At 71.4% G+C, this 15,083-nt stretch carries 14 protein-coding genes; 8 read left to right on the top strand and 6 right to left on the bottom strand.

The window, feature by feature from the left end:
• Nucleotides 1-19: 19 nt before the first annotated feature.
• The 3 genes from AC068D_RS22635 to AC068D_RS22625 all read left to right on the top strand — a co-directional run bounded on the left by AC068D_RS22635 (nt 20) and on the right by AC068D_RS22625 (nt 3,194).
• On the top strand, nt 20-769 hold the full coding sequence (locus tag AC068D_RS22635; RefSeq protein WP_478824849.1) for a FadR/GntR family transcriptional regulator: 750 nt from the start codon (nt 20-22) through the stop codon (nt 767-769).
• A gap of 293 nt (nt 770-1,062) precedes the next feature.
• Nucleotides 1,063-2,502 carry an ethanolamine permease gene (eat, locus tag AC068D_RS22630; RefSeq protein ID WP_478824848.1) on the top strand — a complete coding sequence of 480 codons (1,440 nt, stop codon included), beginning with the start codon at nt 1,063-1,065 and terminating at the stop codon, nt 2,500-2,502.
• A 14-nt stretch (nt 2,503-2,516) separates the two neighbouring features.
• On the top strand, nt 2,517-3,194 hold the full coding sequence (locus AC068D_RS22625; RefSeq protein ID WP_478824847.1) for a gamma-glutamyl-gamma-aminobutyrate hydrolase family protein: 678 nt from the start codon (nt 2,517-2,519) through the stop codon (nt 3,192-3,194).
• A 234-nt stretch (nt 3,195-3,428) separates the two neighbouring features.
• Here AC068D_RS22625 and AC068D_RS22620 read toward each other — a convergent pair whose 3' ends face one another.
• Entirely contained in the window at nt 3,429-4,130 is a 702-nt protein-coding gene (locus AC068D_RS22620; protein WP_478824846.1) for a maltokinase N-terminal cap-like domain-containing protein, read from the bottom strand.
• A gap of 190 nt (nt 4,131-4,320) precedes the next feature.
• Nucleotides 4,321-5,247, bottom strand: a complete 927-nt coding sequence (locus AC068D_RS22615; protein ID WP_478824845.1) for a LysR family transcriptional regulator — start codon at nt 5,245-5,247, stop codon at nt 4,321-4,323.
• A gap of 70 nt (nt 5,248-5,317) precedes the next feature.
• Here AC068D_RS22615 and AC068D_RS22610 point away from each other — a divergent pair, with 70 nt between their 5' ends.
• Nucleotides 5,318-6,418 (top strand): TDT family transporter, encoded by a 1,101-nt coding sequence (locus tag AC068D_RS22610; RefSeq protein WP_478824844.1) that lies wholly within the window; start codon nt 5,318-5,320, stop codon nt 6,416-6,418.
• Here AC068D_RS22610 and AC068D_RS22605 read toward each other — a convergent pair.
• From AC068D_RS22605 to AC068D_RS22590, 4 genes are all read right to left on the bottom strand, one after another.
• Nucleotides 6,357-7,061, bottom strand: coding sequence for a helical backbone metal receptor (locus tag AC068D_RS22605; RefSeq protein ID WP_478824843.1), 705 nt, complete (start codon nt 7,059-7,061; stop codon nt 6,357-6,359). The genes AC068D_RS22610 and AC068D_RS22605 overlap by 62 nt on opposite strands.
• Before the next feature lie 28 nt (nt 7,062-7,089).
• Entirely contained in the window at nt 7,090-7,632 is a 543-nt protein-coding gene (locus AC068D_RS22600; RefSeq protein ID WP_478824842.1) for a helix-turn-helix domain-containing protein, read from the bottom strand.
• Nucleotides 7,633-7,768: 136 nt separating this feature from the next.
• Nucleotides 7,769-9,565 carry an ABC transporter permease/substrate binding protein gene (locus AC068D_RS22595; protein WP_478824841.1) on the bottom strand — a complete coding sequence of 599 codons (1,797 nt, stop codon included), beginning with the start codon at nt 9,563-9,565 and terminating at the stop codon, nt 7,769-7,771.
• Entirely contained in the window at nt 9,558-10,694 is a 1,137-nt protein-coding gene (locus AC068D_RS22590; protein WP_478824840.1) for a quaternary amine ABC transporter ATP-binding protein, read from the bottom strand. Before AC068D_RS22590 ends, AC068D_RS22595 begins: the two co-directional genes overlap by 8 nt.
• 329 nt (nt 10,695-11,023) lie before the next feature.
• On the opposite strand from AC068D_RS22590, the gene AC068D_RS22585 reads away from it, so the two are divergent.
• The 4 genes from AC068D_RS22585 (at nt 11,024) to AC068D_RS22570 (ending at nt 14,975) form a co-directional block, all read left to right on the top strand.
• On the top strand, nt 11,024-11,929 hold the full coding sequence (locus AC068D_RS22585) for a 5'-3' exonuclease (protein ID WP_478825057.1): 906 nt from the start codon (nt 11,024-11,026) through the stop codon (nt 11,927-11,929).
• A gap of 112 nt (nt 11,930-12,041) precedes the next feature.
• Nucleotides 12,042-12,890 (top strand): siderophore-interacting protein, encoded by an 849-nt coding sequence (locus tag AC068D_RS22580; RefSeq protein ID WP_478824839.1) that lies wholly within the window; start codon nt 12,042-12,044, stop codon nt 12,888-12,890.
• A gap of 682 nt (nt 12,891-13,572) precedes the next feature.
• Nucleotides 13,573-14,157 (top strand): sigma-70 family RNA polymerase sigma factor, encoded by a 585-nt coding sequence (locus AC068D_RS22575; protein ID WP_478824838.1) that lies wholly within the window; start codon nt 13,573-13,575, stop codon nt 14,155-14,157.
• Nucleotides 14,154-14,975 carry an anti-sigma factor gene (locus tag AC068D_RS22570; protein WP_478824837.1) on the top strand — a complete coding sequence of 274 codons (822 nt, stop codon included), beginning with the start codon at nt 14,154-14,156 and terminating at the stop codon, nt 14,973-14,975. The genes AC068D_RS22575 and AC068D_RS22570 overlap by 4 nt, the downstream gene beginning before the upstream one ends.
• The last annotated feature ends 108 nt before the right edge of the window (nt 14,976-15,083 follow it).

Raw genomic sequence — 15,083 nt, 5'->3', positions numbered from 1 at the left:
TATTACCGAAGACCTTTGAATGGGAAGGGGAAACCGCGAGGTGACGAGGAAGAGCGAGCCGGCGGACCGGCTGACGCATGTGCTGCGGCCGGTGCGGGCGGGCAACGGCTTCGAGGAGGCCCTCGAACAGATCCTGCAGGTGGTACGCCTCGGACTGGTGCCGGGCGGGGAGCGACTGCCCGCCGAGCGCGAGCTGGCGGACCGGATGGGGATAAGCCGGGTCACGCTCCGTGAAGTCCTCAAGGTCCTCCAGGAGCAGGGCCTGGTCGAGAGCAGGCGCGGACGCTACGGAGGGACGTTCGTGCTGCACCGCGACCGCACTCCGGGCGAGGAGGAGCTGCGGCGCCGCATCGCCGCGGTCGACGTGGAGGACACCCTGCGCTTCCGCGAGGTGCTCGAGGTCGGCGCGGCCGGGCTGTGCGCGGCGCACGGCCTCACCGACGAGGGAGCGGAGCGGCTGCGTACCGCGCTCGCGGCGACCCACGACGCGCCGCTGGACGACTACCGTCGCCGCGACACGCTGCTCCATCTCACGCTGGCGGAACTTTCCGGCTCCCCCACGCTGACCGCCCAGTACGCGGCGGTGCGGGCGACCGTGAACGATCTGCTCGACTGCATTCCGTTGCTCGTGCGCAACCTGGAGCACTCCCAGCAGCAGCACTCCGCGCTGGTGGAAGCGGTGCTGGAAGGCGACGCGGATGCGGCCCGCGAGGTGATGCGGGAGCACTGCGGGGGCACGGCGGCGCTGCTCCGCGGTTTCCTCACCTGAGGGCGGCCAGGCAATCCCCGGCAGGCGCACGGCGACGGCCACGGCACTCCCCCGGCCGCGTCGGGACGCGCCTTCGCGCCGCGCTCGCTGCCGCAACGCCCGAACACATCCGGTGTCCGAATGCTCCTCCGCCTTCCGGTGCATCACCTACGACGCGGCCCGCCGCTCCACCCGGGGCCACGGGGCCCCGACCGGCGGCGTAACCCGAAAGTAACGCAGGGGTCTTGCATTTTCCCTGCCACCCCCGCAAAGGTATGGCTCCATTCCATTGGCCCCGACGCGGGAGCTCTGCCATGAGTGTGGAAGACACCACCGACACCAGCGCACCACCACAGGACGACTATCTCGAGCGCCGCACCCTGCGGCGCGGCAGCGCGGGCTGGCTGCTGCTGACCGGACTCGGTGTCGCCTATGTCGTCTCCGGAGACTTCTCCGGCTGGAACATCGGTCTGTCCAAGGGCGGATTCGGCGGACTCGCGGCGGCCACGGTGCTGATGGGGCTGATGTACGCGTGCCTCGTCTTCGCGCTCGCCGAACTCTCCGCGATCCTGCCGACGGCGGGCGGCGGCTACGGCTTCGCGCGCCGGGCTCTCGGCACCTGGGGCGGCTTCCTCACCGGTACGGCGATCCTCATCGAGTACATCCTCGCCCCCGCCGCCATCTCCATCTTCATAGGCGACTACGTCGAATCGCTGGGACTGTTCGGCCTCACATCCGGCTGGCCGGTGTACCTCGCCTGTTTCGTGATCTTCATAGGGATCCACCTCTGGGGTGTCGGCGAAGCACTGCGCTTCAGTCTCATCGTGACGGCGGTCGCGGTCGCCGCCCTGCTGATCTTCGCGATGGGCGCGTTCACGGACTTCCACGTCAGCGGGCTGGACGACATTCCCGTCGACAAGCAGGCGGTCGGCTCCAGCTCCTGGCTGCCGTTCGGACTGCTGGGCATCTGGGCAGCCTTCCCCTTCGGGATGTGGTTCTTCCTCGGGGTCGAGGGTGTGCCGCTCGCCGCGGAGGAGGCCAAGGACCCGGTCCGCTCCATGCCGAGGGCGCTCGCGCTCTCGATGTCGATCCTCGTGCTGCTCGCCGTGATCACCTTCTTCGCGGCCACCGGAGCGCGTGGCTCGGCGGCGATCCAGGAGGCGGGCAACCCGCTCGTGGTCGCCCTCCAGGGCGACGGCGACCCGACCGCGCTGAGCCGCTTCGTCAACTACGCGGGCCTCGCCGGCCTCGTGGCCTCCTTCTTCTCGCTCATCTACGCCGGATCGCGGCAGCTCTTCGCCCTCTCCCGGGCCGGATACCTGCCCCGGTTCCTGTCGCTCACCAGCCGTCGCAAGTCCCCCTACCTCGGTCTGCTGATTCCCGGCGCGATCGGCTTCGCCCTCGCGGCAGGCACCGGCGACGGGGCGCGGATGCTCAACATCGCGGTCTTCGGTGCCACGATCTCCTACGCCCTGATGGCCCTGTCGCACATCGTGCTGCGCCGCCGCGAGCCCGAACTGCCGCGGCCGTACCGCACCCCGGGCGGTGTCCTGACCTCTTCGGTCGCCTTCGTACTCGCACTCTCCGCACTGGTGGCCACATTCCTGGTCGACAAGGACGCCGCGCTCATCGCGCTCGTGGTGTACGGAATCGCCCTTGCCTACTTCGCCTTCTACAGTCGGAACCGGCTGGTGGCACGGGCGCCGGAGGAGGAGTTCGCGGCGCTCGCCGCGGCCGAGGCCGAACTCAAGTGACCGGAGGAATGCAGGTGACCCAGCCGCTCATCGGCGTCAGCACCTACCTGGACAAGGCGGCCTGGGGCGTGTGGGAACTCCCCGCCGCGCTGTTGCCCGAGGGGTATCCACGGCTCGTTCAGTCGGCGGGCGGCATCGCCGCGATGCTGCCGCCGGACGACCCCCGGCGAGCGGCATCCGCGGTGGCCCGGCTCGACGGGCTGGTGGTGTCGGGCGGCCCGGACGTCGAACCCGTGCGGTACGGGGCCGAGCGCGACGCCCGTACGGGGCCGCCGGCCAGAGAACGCGACGCCTGGGAGCTCGCACTGATCGAGGCGGCACTGGAGTCGGGCACACCGCTGCTGGGCATCTGCCGCGGCATGCAGCTCCTGAACGTTGCACTGGGCGGGACGCTCGTCCAGCACATGGAGGGACATGTGAAGGAGGTCGGTGTGTTCGGCCATCACCCGGTGACGCCCGTGCCGGGTACCCGCTATGCCTCGCTCGTGCCGGAGCAGGCGTCGGTGCCGACCTACCACCACCAGTCGGTCGACCGCCTGGGCACCGGGCTCCAGGTCTCCGCCCACGCCGAGGACGGCACGGTGGAGGCGATCGAGCTCCCCGACCCGTCGTGGGTCCTGGGCGTCCAGTGGCACCCGGAGATGGGCGAGGACACGCGGGTGATGGGGGGCCTGGTCGGGGCGGCCTCCTGAGCACGGGCGGCGGACGCCTCCGGCGGTACGGGATCGCACGATGCGCCCCTGCCGCCGGAGGCGTCCGGTGTGTCCGGGGCTCAGGCACCGACCGGGGCGCGGCCCCGGCACGGGTGGCGTCTCCGGGCCACGTATCCGGCATGGAGGCGTGGGCCGTGGACGGTTGTCGACCGGTTCCGGGCGCGTCAGGCGTCTGCGGACGGGCACCGGGGCGGCTTCCCCCGACCCGGCCCCTCAGACCCGCCCGGCGCCGGACCCGTCCACGAAGCGCAGGACGGCGAAGGGGCCCCGCGTTTCGCCGCCGCCCGGCAGTGTCCAGCCCGCGGTGACATGTCCTCGGACACCGTCCGCGCCGGTGAGCGAATCCGGCGACTGACCGAGGACGCGCACAACGCCGAGGGTCACCGTTCCCGCGGGCTCGCCGTCGCCGGCGGTCCCCACCACGACGTCGGTACCGTGCGGCCCGTCCGTGACCGTAACCGAAGCGACCAGGGGTGCGAACGCTTCTCCGGTGTAGTGACCGGTGACCGTGGGGTCCGGAGTGTCCGTCGCGCTCTGCGCCTGCGGTTCGGCCCGGCCCTGGAGGAGCGCGAGCAGCTGCCCGACCACCACCGGGTCGTACGCCCCGTCGTACACCCACCGTCGCCCGAGCACCCCGTGCTCGGCAGTGCCGATGAGGGCCCGTTCGGAGCCCCCGAGCGGAGCCCCGCGGTAGCCGAGCGGGACCTGGTAGGAGACCGGCCGTTCCCCGGACACATCCGTGACGACCATGAACTCGATCCCCACCTCGCCTTCCGGATCGTCGAGCCGGAAGCCCCCGGCCCTGGTCAGTTCCGGCTCGGGCGCCGTGCCCGCGTACCACGGCTGCGCCGGAAGCCATGCCGCCAGCAGCTCCAGCTTGCCGGGGGTCATCGTCGTGCGGTGGATCAGAGCCATACCCCGTCAACTCGCCTGACCGGCGGCCGGTTCCCGGGTTCCGCACATGGACCACGCCAGGCCATGACCATCTGCCGATCATGACCACCTGCCGAGCACGGCCACCACCGGCCCTGACCACCACAGCCACGGCCACCACCGGCAACGCCCAGCAGTGACCCGTGCGGTGCCGCGTCGGATGCGTGCGGCGTCAGCCCAGCGGGCCCCGGGTCAGTGAGAGCAGATCCCTCGCCGGACCCGCGGGCCGGTGCCCGGCCCGCCATACCGCGCGCAGATCCCGGCGCAGCCGGACGTCCTGGACCGGCACCCGGACCAGACGCCGGGACGCCAGTTCCTCCGACACCGCCAGCTCACTGAGGACCGCCGGCCCCGCGCCGCTCACCGCCGCGGCCTTCACGGCCGTGGTGGAGGCGAGTTCCAGCAGCGGCTCGGCCAGGCCGCCGTACCGCGCGAGCGCCGAGTCCAGGACCTGCCGTGTGCCGGAGCCCTGTTCGCGCAGGACCAGCGGGGCCGACGCCAGCTCGTCCGGCGGCAGTGCAACCCGCCGCCGCGCCCATGCGTGCCCGGGCGCAGCCACCACGACGAGGCAGTCATGGCCGATGACCGCGCCGTCGAGTCCGGCCGGCACCGCGAGCCCCTCGACGAAGCCCAGGTCCGCCTCGTCGCGCAGAAGCGTTTCGGCAACCGCCGCCGAGTTGCCCGCGAGCAAGGAGACAGCGGTGCCGGGGCGCTCCTGGCGCAGCGCGATGAGCCACCTGGGCAGCAGATACTCCGCGATGGTCATGCTCGCCGCCACCCTCAGCCGCGAGTCCCGCCGGTCACGCAGCGCCTGCGCACCCACGTCGAACGCCTCCGCCGCCTCCACGATCCGCCGCGCCCAGTCGGTGACGAGCGCACCCGCATCGGTGAGCCGGGAGCCGCGGGGCGAGCGATCGAGCAGCGCGACGCCCAGCTGCCGCTCCATCGAGCGCATGCGGCTGCTCGCGGCCGGCTGTGTGATGCCCACTTCGCGCGCCGCGCGCCCCAGGCTGCCGTGCCGCGCAACGGCCAGCAGGAGTTCCAGCGCCCCGAGGTCGGGTACCCGGTGGGCCAGCATGCGGGGTTGCTCGTCGCTCATCAATCCAGCTTATGAGGCCATAGGGAAATGATCCCTGGTGGGGGCGGGTGCGGGGCCGGAGAGTGGCTCCATGGTCCTCCCCTCCCTCCGCGATCTCGGGCCGAACTGGTACGCCACCGTCATGGGCACCGCGATCGTGGCCAACGCCGGGGCGGCCCTGCCCTGGCAGCCAACGGGCCTGCGGGCGGCGTGCGCCGCCGTGTGGGCCCTGTCCGCGCTGATGCTCGCGGCCCTCCTCGCCGCTCGCAGCGCTCACTGGGTGTGCCACCGGGACCGGGCCCGCGCCCATCTGCTCGATCCCACGGTCGCCCCGTTCTACGGATGTGCGGCCATGGCACTGCTCGCGGTCGGCATCGGCACCCTGTCGGTCGGTTCCGACGTCATCGGGGAGGAGGCGGCCGCAGAGGCGGGCGCCGCTCTGTTCGCCGTGGGCACGGTCCTCGCACTCGCCGTCGCCGTGGCGATCCCGTATCTGATGATCACGCGGCATGGACTCGCGCCCGGGACCGCTTCCCCGGTGTGGCTGCTGCCGGTGGTGGCCCCGATGGTCTCCGCCGCATTCGGACCGATGCTGGTGGACCGGCTACCGGCAGGTCAGTGGCGTGAGGGAATGCTGCTCGCCTGCTACGCGATGTTCGGGCTGAGCCTGCTGGCGGTTCTGGTGATGCTGCCCGTGGTGTTCGCCCGGCTGGTCCACCACGGCCCGCTGCCGCTCGCCCTGACTCCCACGCTGTTCCTGGTCCTCGGCCCGCTCGGCCAGTCCACCACCGCGTTGACGAAACTCGCGGATGTCGCACCGACGGCGGGCCAGGGGCGGTACGCGAGCGGGCTGGAGGTCTTCGCCGTGGTGTACGGGGTCCCGGTGACCGGTTTCGCACTGCTCTGGCTGGCACTGGCCGGGGCTCTGGTGCTGCGGGCGTTCCGTAGGGGCATGCCGTTCACGATGACGTGGTGGGCCTTCACGTTCCCGGTCGGGACCTGTGTCACCGGCGCGGCGGGACTGGCCGCTCACACAGGGCTGACGGCCATGGCGTGGCTGGCCGCCGGACTGTACGCCGTGCTCGTCACGGCCTGGGTGGTGGCCGGTGCCCGTACGCTGCGGGGCCTGATCAGCGGAGCGCTGCTCGCAGCGCCGCGGGCGCCGCTGCCAGCGACGGCCCGTACCACGTGAGCATGCGCCCGTCGACGAGGGCGGCGGGCAGTCCGGGGAAGGCCTCGGGCCCGTCGTCCGAGGTGAACCGATAGGGCTCGTCGGGCAGCACGACGAGATCGGCGCCGGCCGCGTTGAGCTCGTCCAGCGGGATACGGGGGTACCGGTCAGGGTGCGTGCGGTAGACGTTCTCGACACCGAGGCGGGCGAGGAGGTCACCGGCGAAAGTATCGCTGCCGAGCACCATCCAGGGGCGGCGCCAGACGGGCACCACGGCACGCCTCGGTTCGCCCGGCTCGGCCGATGCCCAGGCGGCCTGCGCCTCGTCGAGCCAGCGGGGCCGGCCCACACCGCAGGCACGCAGCACGCGCTCCAGTTCGGTGAAGGCCTGGGGCAGCGTGCGCACCTCCGTGACCAGGACGTCGAGCCCGGCGTCCCGCAGCGCTGCGATGTCGGGGGCCCGGTTCTCCTCCTCGTTGGCGATGACCAGGTCGGGAGCGAGGGCCGTGATCGCCGCGACATCCGGGTTCTTGGTGCCGCCGATCCGGGCGGCGTCGAGGTCCACCGGGTGACTGCACCAGTCGGTGATCCCGGCCAGCAGTCCGGGCGCGCTGACGGCGACCGCCTCGGTGAGCGAGGGGACGAGCGACACCACCCGCCTCATCGACGGGGCCCGGTGTGTCCGCCCGCGGTCACTGTCCGGCCTTGGTCTGCTGGGTGACGGTGACGACGAGGAGGCGGGTACCGGGCAGGGTGGCACGCCAGCGATGGCGCACCCCGCCGGACAGGAACAGGGTGTCGCCCTTCTCCAGACGGTACGCACGGCCTTCGGCCTCGACGTCGACAGCTCCGTCGGCGACGTACATCAGCTCGTCGTTGCGATGCTGGTACTCGCGGTCCGCGTCCTGCTCCCCGGTGAACTCGACCGCGCGCAACTGGTGATGACCTCGCACGAGGGACCGTGTGCCGGAGGGATCGGCCCTGTCGTCGGCGCGCACCACATCGACGACGCGCGCGGAGTCCGCCGCGGCCAGCAGCTCCTCGGCGGTCGTCTCCAGGGCCTCGGCGACCCGGTGGACAGAACGCATGCTGGGGTGTGCCCGCTCGTTCTCGATCTGGCTGAGGAAGGGCACCGAAAGGCCGCTGCGCTCGGCCACGGCGGCGAGTGTGAGGTCGAGGGCTCTGCGCCGTCTTCGGACGGCGGAGCCCACTCGGAGCGTTTCCTTGTCTGCCATCGCGTCGTTCCCTCCCTCCTCACTCAGTACCTTACGCAGATTCCCGGCTCGGAATCGCACAGTTGTCACTCGCACAACGGTGAGGCCCCGCCACTGTATGTGACGGGGCCCCGACCTGTGGGGGGAGGAGGATGGTCTAGTGGGGCGCGAGCCGGTTCTCGATGCCCGGGTTCTCCTCGAGCCAGGCGCGAACGGCTTCCTGCTCCTTGCCCTTGCCGGTCTCCTGGATCTTGGCCTCGAGGCCGGTGAGCTGCTCCTCGGTCATCCTGAAGTCCTTGAGCCACTTGCCGACCTGCGGGTTGTCCTCGGAGAACCCCTTCCGCGCGAGGGTGTGCACACCATCGCCCTTGCCCCAAGTGCCCTTGGGGTCCTCGAGCTTCTTCAGGTCGTACGTGCTGTAGGCCCAGTGCGGCGACCACAGGGTGGTGACGACGGGCTCCTTCTTGTCGTACGCGCGCTTCAGCTCGGCGAGCATTCCGGGCGTGGAGCCGTCGACGACCTCGTACTCACCCTCGAGGCCGTACTCCTTGAGGACCTTGTCCTTGAGGATGCCCATCATTCCGGCGCTGGGCTCGATACCGACGATACGGCCCTTGAAGCGGCCCGACTTGCCCTTCAGGTCCTCGAGGGAGTCGACGCCCTTCACATAGGCCGGAACGGACAGCTCCAGCGACGTGGGCCCGTACCAGGAGCCCAGGTCCTCCAGCTTGTTCGCGTACTTGTCCCAGTACTGGGCGTGGGTGACGGGCAGCCAGGAGTCGGTCTGGAAGTCGATCTGACCGCCGGCGAGGCCGGTGTAGAGGGCTCCGGCCTCCAGCTGCTTGGCATCGACCTCGAAGCCGCGCTTCTCCAGCAGCTCCTTCCAGAGGAAGGTGGAGGCGATGCCCTCGTCCCAGGGGATGTAGCCCAGGGAGATCTTCTTGCCCCGGCCCACATCGCCGGCGCCGGAGGCTCCGACCGGCTTGTTGCCGCCGAAGACGCCCATGCCACCCGCGACGAGCGCGAGGATCACGACACCGACGAGGGCGACCACGGGCTGCGGCCGGTGGTTCCAGATCCTCGGCCCGCCGGCCAGGCTCTTCGCCCTGGCGAGGGCGCGGCGGCCGAGCGGCGACACCTGGTGGCCCAGCGCGCCGGTGATCCGGTCCAGGTACATGGCCAGGATGACGATGGAGACACCGGCCTCGAAGCCGAGGCCGATGTCGACATTGCCGATGGCGCGGTACACGGCACCGCCCAGGCCACCGCCGCCGACCATGCCCGCGATCACGACCATGGACAGGCCCAGCATGATCACCTGGTTGACCCCGGCCATGATCGTGGGCAGTGCGAGGGGCAGCTGGACGCGCAGCAGGGTGTTGCGCGGGGAGGTGCCGAACGCCTCGGCGGCCTCGACGAGTTCCTCGTCGACCTGGCGGATGCCGAGCTCGGTCATCCGTACGCCGGGCGGCAGGGCGAAGACGATCGTGGCGATGATTCCCGGCACCACTCCGACACCGAAGAAGATGATGCCCGGGATGAGATAGACCATCGCCGGCATGGTCTGCATGAAGTCCAGGACGGGCCGGATCACGGCGCTGACGGTCTTCGACCGCGACGCCCAGATGCCCAGCGGTACCGCGATCACGAGCGTGACGATCGTGGCGACGAGAACGAGCGACAGGGTCGACATGGCGTCGTCCCACAGCTCGACGGAGTCGATCAGGGCGAAGCCGGCGAAGGCAAGGCCGCCCGCGAGCAGACCGCGCAGCCACCAGGCGACGACGGCGAGGACGCCGGCGAAGAGCAGCGGCTCGGGCGCGGAGAGCGCGGCGTCGATTCCGTCGTACATACCGGTCACGACCGAGCTGACGGCGTCGAACAGCCAGGAGAAATGGGACTGCAGCCAGTCGACACCGCCGTCGACCCACTGACCGAGAGGGAGCTCAGGCATGGGACACCGCCTTTGCGACGGCTGCGGTGTCCTCGGCGGCGCCCTGTGCCGGGACCTCCGGTCTCATCGGCTCGCCGAGGACGGCGAGCAGCCGGGCACGCGGGACGACACCGATGAGCCTGCCGTCGTCGTCGGTGACGGCGACCGCCGCTCCGCTCCGGGAGCAGGGCATGAACAGCTCGATGATCGGCGTGTCCGCGGAGACGGTGGCGGGCGCGGCGTCGAGCACGTCCTGCGCGGTACGGAGCTCCTCGCCGCTGTCCGTCCTCGTCCCGAGGGCGGTCCCGGGATCGGCCATGATCGCGCCGGCGGTGAGCACACGCGAGCGGTCGACGTCCTGGGTGAAGGAGGCGACGTAGTCGTTGGCCGGGGTGACGAGGATGTCCTCGGCGGTGCCGAGCTGGACGATCCGGCCGTCACGCATCACGGCGATCCGGTCGCCGAGGCGCATGGCCTCGTTGAGGTCGTGGGTGATGAAGACGATCGTCTTCTTGAGCCGCTTCTGCAGTTCCAGCAGCTGGTCCTGCATGTCCCGCCGGATCAGTGGATCCAGGGCACTGAAGGACTCGTCCATCAGCAGCAGGTCCGCGTCGGTGGCGAGCGCGCGGGCGAGACCGACACGCTGCTGCATACCGCCGGAGAGCTCGTCGGGCCAGGACGTCTCCCAGCCTGCGAGACCGGCCAGCTCCAGGGCCTCGGCGGCCCGGCGCTCGCGTTCCGCGCGCGGAACGCCCTGCACCTCGAGGCCGTAGCCGGCGTTCTCCAGCACGCTGCGGTGCGGGAACAGCGCGAAGTGCTGGAAGACCATGCTGATCCTGCTGGAGCGCACGGCGCGCAGCTCACGGGCGCCCATGGTGGTCAGGTCCTGGCCGTCGAAGAGGACGCGTCCGGCCGTCGGTTCCAGCAGTCCGTTCAGCATGCGCAGCAGCGTGGACTTGCCGGATCCGGAAAGACCCATGACGACGAAGATCTGACCCGGCTCGACGGCGAAGGAGGCGTCGATCACCGCTGCGGTCGTTCCGCCGGCGCGGAGCTCGTCACGGCCTGCGCCGGCTTCGAGCTTCCGCACTGCCTCGTCGGGTCGTTTACCGAACACCTTGTACAGGTGTTCGGCCTGCAGCCTGGACACATATACCTCTCGCGTTGAACCGAAAAACGGCCCGCATCCCCCTCGGCGGGCCGCGGAGCAGGCGGGTTCGGCCCGCATCCCCCGATGGCGACGGACACAGCCGTCACGGCTGGTCGACGGCGCAATGGGGTCAGCTCCGGCGTCCCGCCTGCCCGGGCCCCGAGGAGGCAAACGCGGGAGTGGTCCAGTTCACGCGGCTGTGCCGCGGGGCACCGGGGCCGTTCCGACGGCTGCTCGTGACCGAGCCGGCCGTATTCAGCGATGGCCGCGGCGCTGCTGTGGCACTGTCGGCGGGGTGCGGCATCATCGGGGCTGTGACGCGACGCCTGATGCTCCTCGACACCGCTTCCCTCTACTTCCGCGCCTACTTCGGGGTCCCTGACTCCGTGCGCGCGCCCGACGGCACTCCGGTCAACGCGGTGCGCGGGCTGATCGAATTCATCACCAGGCTGGTCCAGGACCACCACCCGGACGAGCTGGTGGCGTGCATGGACGCCGACTGGCGCCCGCACTGGCGGGTGGAGCTGATCCCGTCGTACAAGGCGCACCGGGTGGCGGTGGAGACCGCGACGGGTCCGGACGAGGAAGAGATCCCGGACACGCTGTCCCCCCAGGTGCCCATCATCGAGGAGGTGCTCGACGCGCTCGGCATCGCACGCGTCGGTGTGGCCGGGTACGAGGCGGACGACGTCATCGGCACACTCACCGGCCACGCCGCAGGGCCGGTGGACATCGTGACCGGTGACCGGGATCTGTACCAGCTGGTGGACGACGCGCGGGGTGTGCGCGTGCTGTATCCGCTCAAGGGCGTCGGGATGATGCAGGCGACGGACGAGGCGGTGCTGCGGGAGAAGTACGGCGTGGACGGGCCCGGGTACGCAGATCTGGCGCTGCTGCGCGGGGACCCGAGCGACGGGCTGCCGGGCGTGCCCGGGATCGGTGAGAAGACGGCGGCGAAGCTGCTGGCGGCGTTCGGGGACCTCGCGGGGATCATGGCGGCCGTCGACGACCCCGCGTCGAGGCTGACGCCGTCCCAGCGGAAGCGGCTGGACGAGTCACGGGCCTATGTGGCCGTCGCACCGAAGGTGGTGCGCGTGGCCGGGGACGTGCCGCTGCCCGCGTTCGATCCGGTGCTGCCGAAGGAGCCCCGCGATCCGCAGCGGCTCGAGGAGCTTGCGGCGCAGTGGGGGCTGGGGCGGGTGGTGCACCGGCTGCTGGTGGAGCTGGGGGCATGAAACCGCCTATGCCGCGGCGGACGACACCCAGGCCATGAGCAACGAAGCAGCGTCCGACACGGGGTGATAACTTAGGCTAACCTAACCATAGTTGCGCGCGAGGGAGACCACCGTGGCAGAGACACCCGCCCGTAAGGCACCGCAGACCCATGAGGCGCGGGTGTTGCGTACGGAACGGATCACCCCGCACATGGTGCGTGTCGTCCTCGGAGGGGAAGGGCTGGCCGCGTTCGACACGGACGGTTCGACGGATGCGTACGTCAAGCTGCTCTTCCCGGTCCCGGGCGTGACCTACCCCGAGCCCTTCGACATGGCGCGGATCCGGGAGGAGTTCCCCCGCGACCAGTGGCCGAGCAACCGGACGTACACGGTGCGTGCCTGGGACCCGGCCCATCGCGAGCTGACGATCGACTTCGTGGTCCACGGCGACGAGGGCCTGGCCGGCCCCTGGGCCGCACGGGTGCAGCCGGGCGAAACGATGCGTCTGCTGGGTCCCGGCGGGGGTTACGCACCCGACGTCGCGGCCGACTGGCATCTGCTGGCCGGTGACGAGAGCGCGCTGCCGGCCATCTCGGCTGCACTGGAGCAGATGCCCGCCGGTGCCGTCGTCCACGCGTTCGTGGAGGTCTCCGGCCCGCAGGACGAGCAGAAGATCGCCACGCCGGACGGAGTCACGGTCACCTGGCTGCACCGGGGCGACCGTGCGGTGGGCGAGGCCATGATCACGGCCGTGCGCCGGCTGGACTTCCCGGACGGCGACGTCCACGCCTTCGTCCATGGCGAGGCGGGCGCGGTGAAGGAACTCCGCCGCCACCTCCGTATGGAGCGGGGCATCTCCGCGGCCCGTCTCTCCATCTCGGGCTACTGGCGGCTCGGCAAGTCCGACGAGGCTTGGCGCGCGATCAAGCGCGACTGGAACGCCCAGGTGGAGCGCGAGCAGGAGGATCAGCCGGCTGCTTAGCGCGTACTCGCCCCTCCCGTAGCGGGCGGCACCCGTCCGCCGTGCTCCTGGGGCGCGGCCGATCGCGGCGCCCTCCCGGTGGGAACCCGCTCACGATTGCGGCGCCGCGCGGAATGACGCCACGTCGGGCACCGGCCCGGGCGGGCCGGCCCCTTCGACGAAGGAACAGATTTCTTCGCCCTGTCGTGCGGTGGCCGGTCCACCGGATCACCCCGCCGCTGCCTCTCCCCGGCGCCCGGGCCCTGTCGTATGCCATCCGGTGGGTTACGGAAGGGCCGGCCGGACGCCCACGGCGTCCGGCACCGTGCCGTGCCCGGGCTCTGCCCATGCCGCCAGGGCCGAGGCACGAGGCGGGGCAGCGAGGCGGAGGGCTCTCCTCCTGGCTCCCCGGGGGTGCCCGCACCGTTGCGGAGGCGGGGGGCGAGCGCCGCGTTCGGATCGGGGCACCTCCCCGACGTGGTTCCGGAAGGCACTCGGCCGGCTCCCCCGACGCGGCGAGGCGGTGCGCAGGTGAACCCGTCCGGACGCCGCGGCGGCGGCCCCGCGGTATCCCGCAGTCGTCCAGCAGACATCGCTCCTGCAACGGTGATGTATCGCCTGGGAAAAAGTCCGGCCGAAAGGCAGTCAAGCGGCGCCTCGGCTCCGTATATGAGACGTGGAAGTCAGTGCGAGGGGAGAGCGCGTGAAGGAAGCCGTACGCATCACAGGGGCACCACCGGCCGGACCGGGGCTCGATGCGCTGCTCGTACGGGTGGCGCGCGGCGACCAGGAGGCCTTCGCCCAGGTGTATGACGCGGTCTGCGGGCCCGTGCTCGGCATCGTCCGCAGCGTGCTGCGCGATCCGGCGCAGTCGGAGGAGGTGACGCAGGAGGTGCTGGTCGAACTGTGGCGCACGGCCGCGCGTTACCAGCCGTCGCGGGGCTCGGCGCTGACCTGGACGCTCACTCTCGCCCACCGCCGCGCGGTCGACCGGGTGCGGTCGGTCCATGCCGCGGCGGAGCGGGAACAGAAGGCAGCGAGGCTCGGCGGGACACCCGCCTTCGACGACGTCGTCGAGCAGGTCGAGGCCAGGCTGGAACGGGAGCAGGTACGTCGCTGTCTGCGCACCCTGACCGAACTGCAGCGCCAGTCCGTGACCCTCGCCTACTACAGAGGACTCGCCTATCGCGAGGTGGCGGAGCTGCTGGCCGTGCCGCTCGGCACGGTGAAGACTCGTATGCGCGACGGGCTGATCCGGCTGCGCGACTGTCTGGGGGTGAACGCATGAGCGCGGTGGGACGAGGTTCGGGGCGGGATGCCGAACTGCACACGCTGACCGGGGCGTACGCCCTGCACGCGCTCGGCGACCGCGAGCGCGCGCGGTTCGAGCGGCATCTGGACGCATGCGCGGCCTGCACTCAGGAGGTGCGTGAACTCAGTGCGACGGTCGGGCGGTTGGGGCTGGCCGTCACGGAGACACCACCGTTCGCGATGAAGGCCCAGGTGCTGGGGCGGATCGCGACGGTGCGTCAGGATCCGCCCATGGTCGGAGGGCCCGGTGCGGGTCACGACGGCGCGCGGGTCCCCGTGCGGCGGGTCCGGCCGAGCGGCAGACGCAGGCTGTCCCGCCTCGTGCTCGCGGCGTGCATGGCGGGCGTTGCCGCGTTCGGCGGCTACGCGGTGTGGCAGCAGCGCGCGGCCGAGGATGCGCTGGTCGACGCCCGGGACACGGCGCGTCAGGCACGGCAGCAGGCCGAGGCGCTGACCCAGGTGCTGACGGCTCCGGACGTACGGACCAGCACGGCGGCGCTCGGCCACGGCGGCGCGACCGGCACGGTGGCCGTCTCACGGGAGCGCGACCGTGCCGTGTTCCTCGCAGCCGGGCTACCACGGCCGGGCTCGGGCAAGGTGTACCAGCTGTGGTTCGCCGACGGCGGCACGATGCGTCCGGCCGGTCTCCTGGCCTCGTCGGGGTCACCGGAGTCCCTGCTCATGGACGGGCCGGTGGGAAGGGCCACGGGGATGGGTGTCACGGTGGAGCCGGCGGGCGGCTCGCCCGCGCCGACGTCCCAGCCGCTCGCCCTGCTGAACTTCCCGGTGGTGTAGACGGCGTCGCTGCAGCGAGGCGAGGTGGGGCCGTGAGGAGTTCGGCCCCACCTCGGCAGCGAGCGGTGCAGCTGCTCACTGGTCTTCGGCCGGCGCGCGGGATCCCTC

It is taken from the genome of Streptomyces sp. NPDC043861, assembly GCF_056435905.1.
This window is presented reverse-complemented; position numbering and strand designations above follow the sequence as displayed.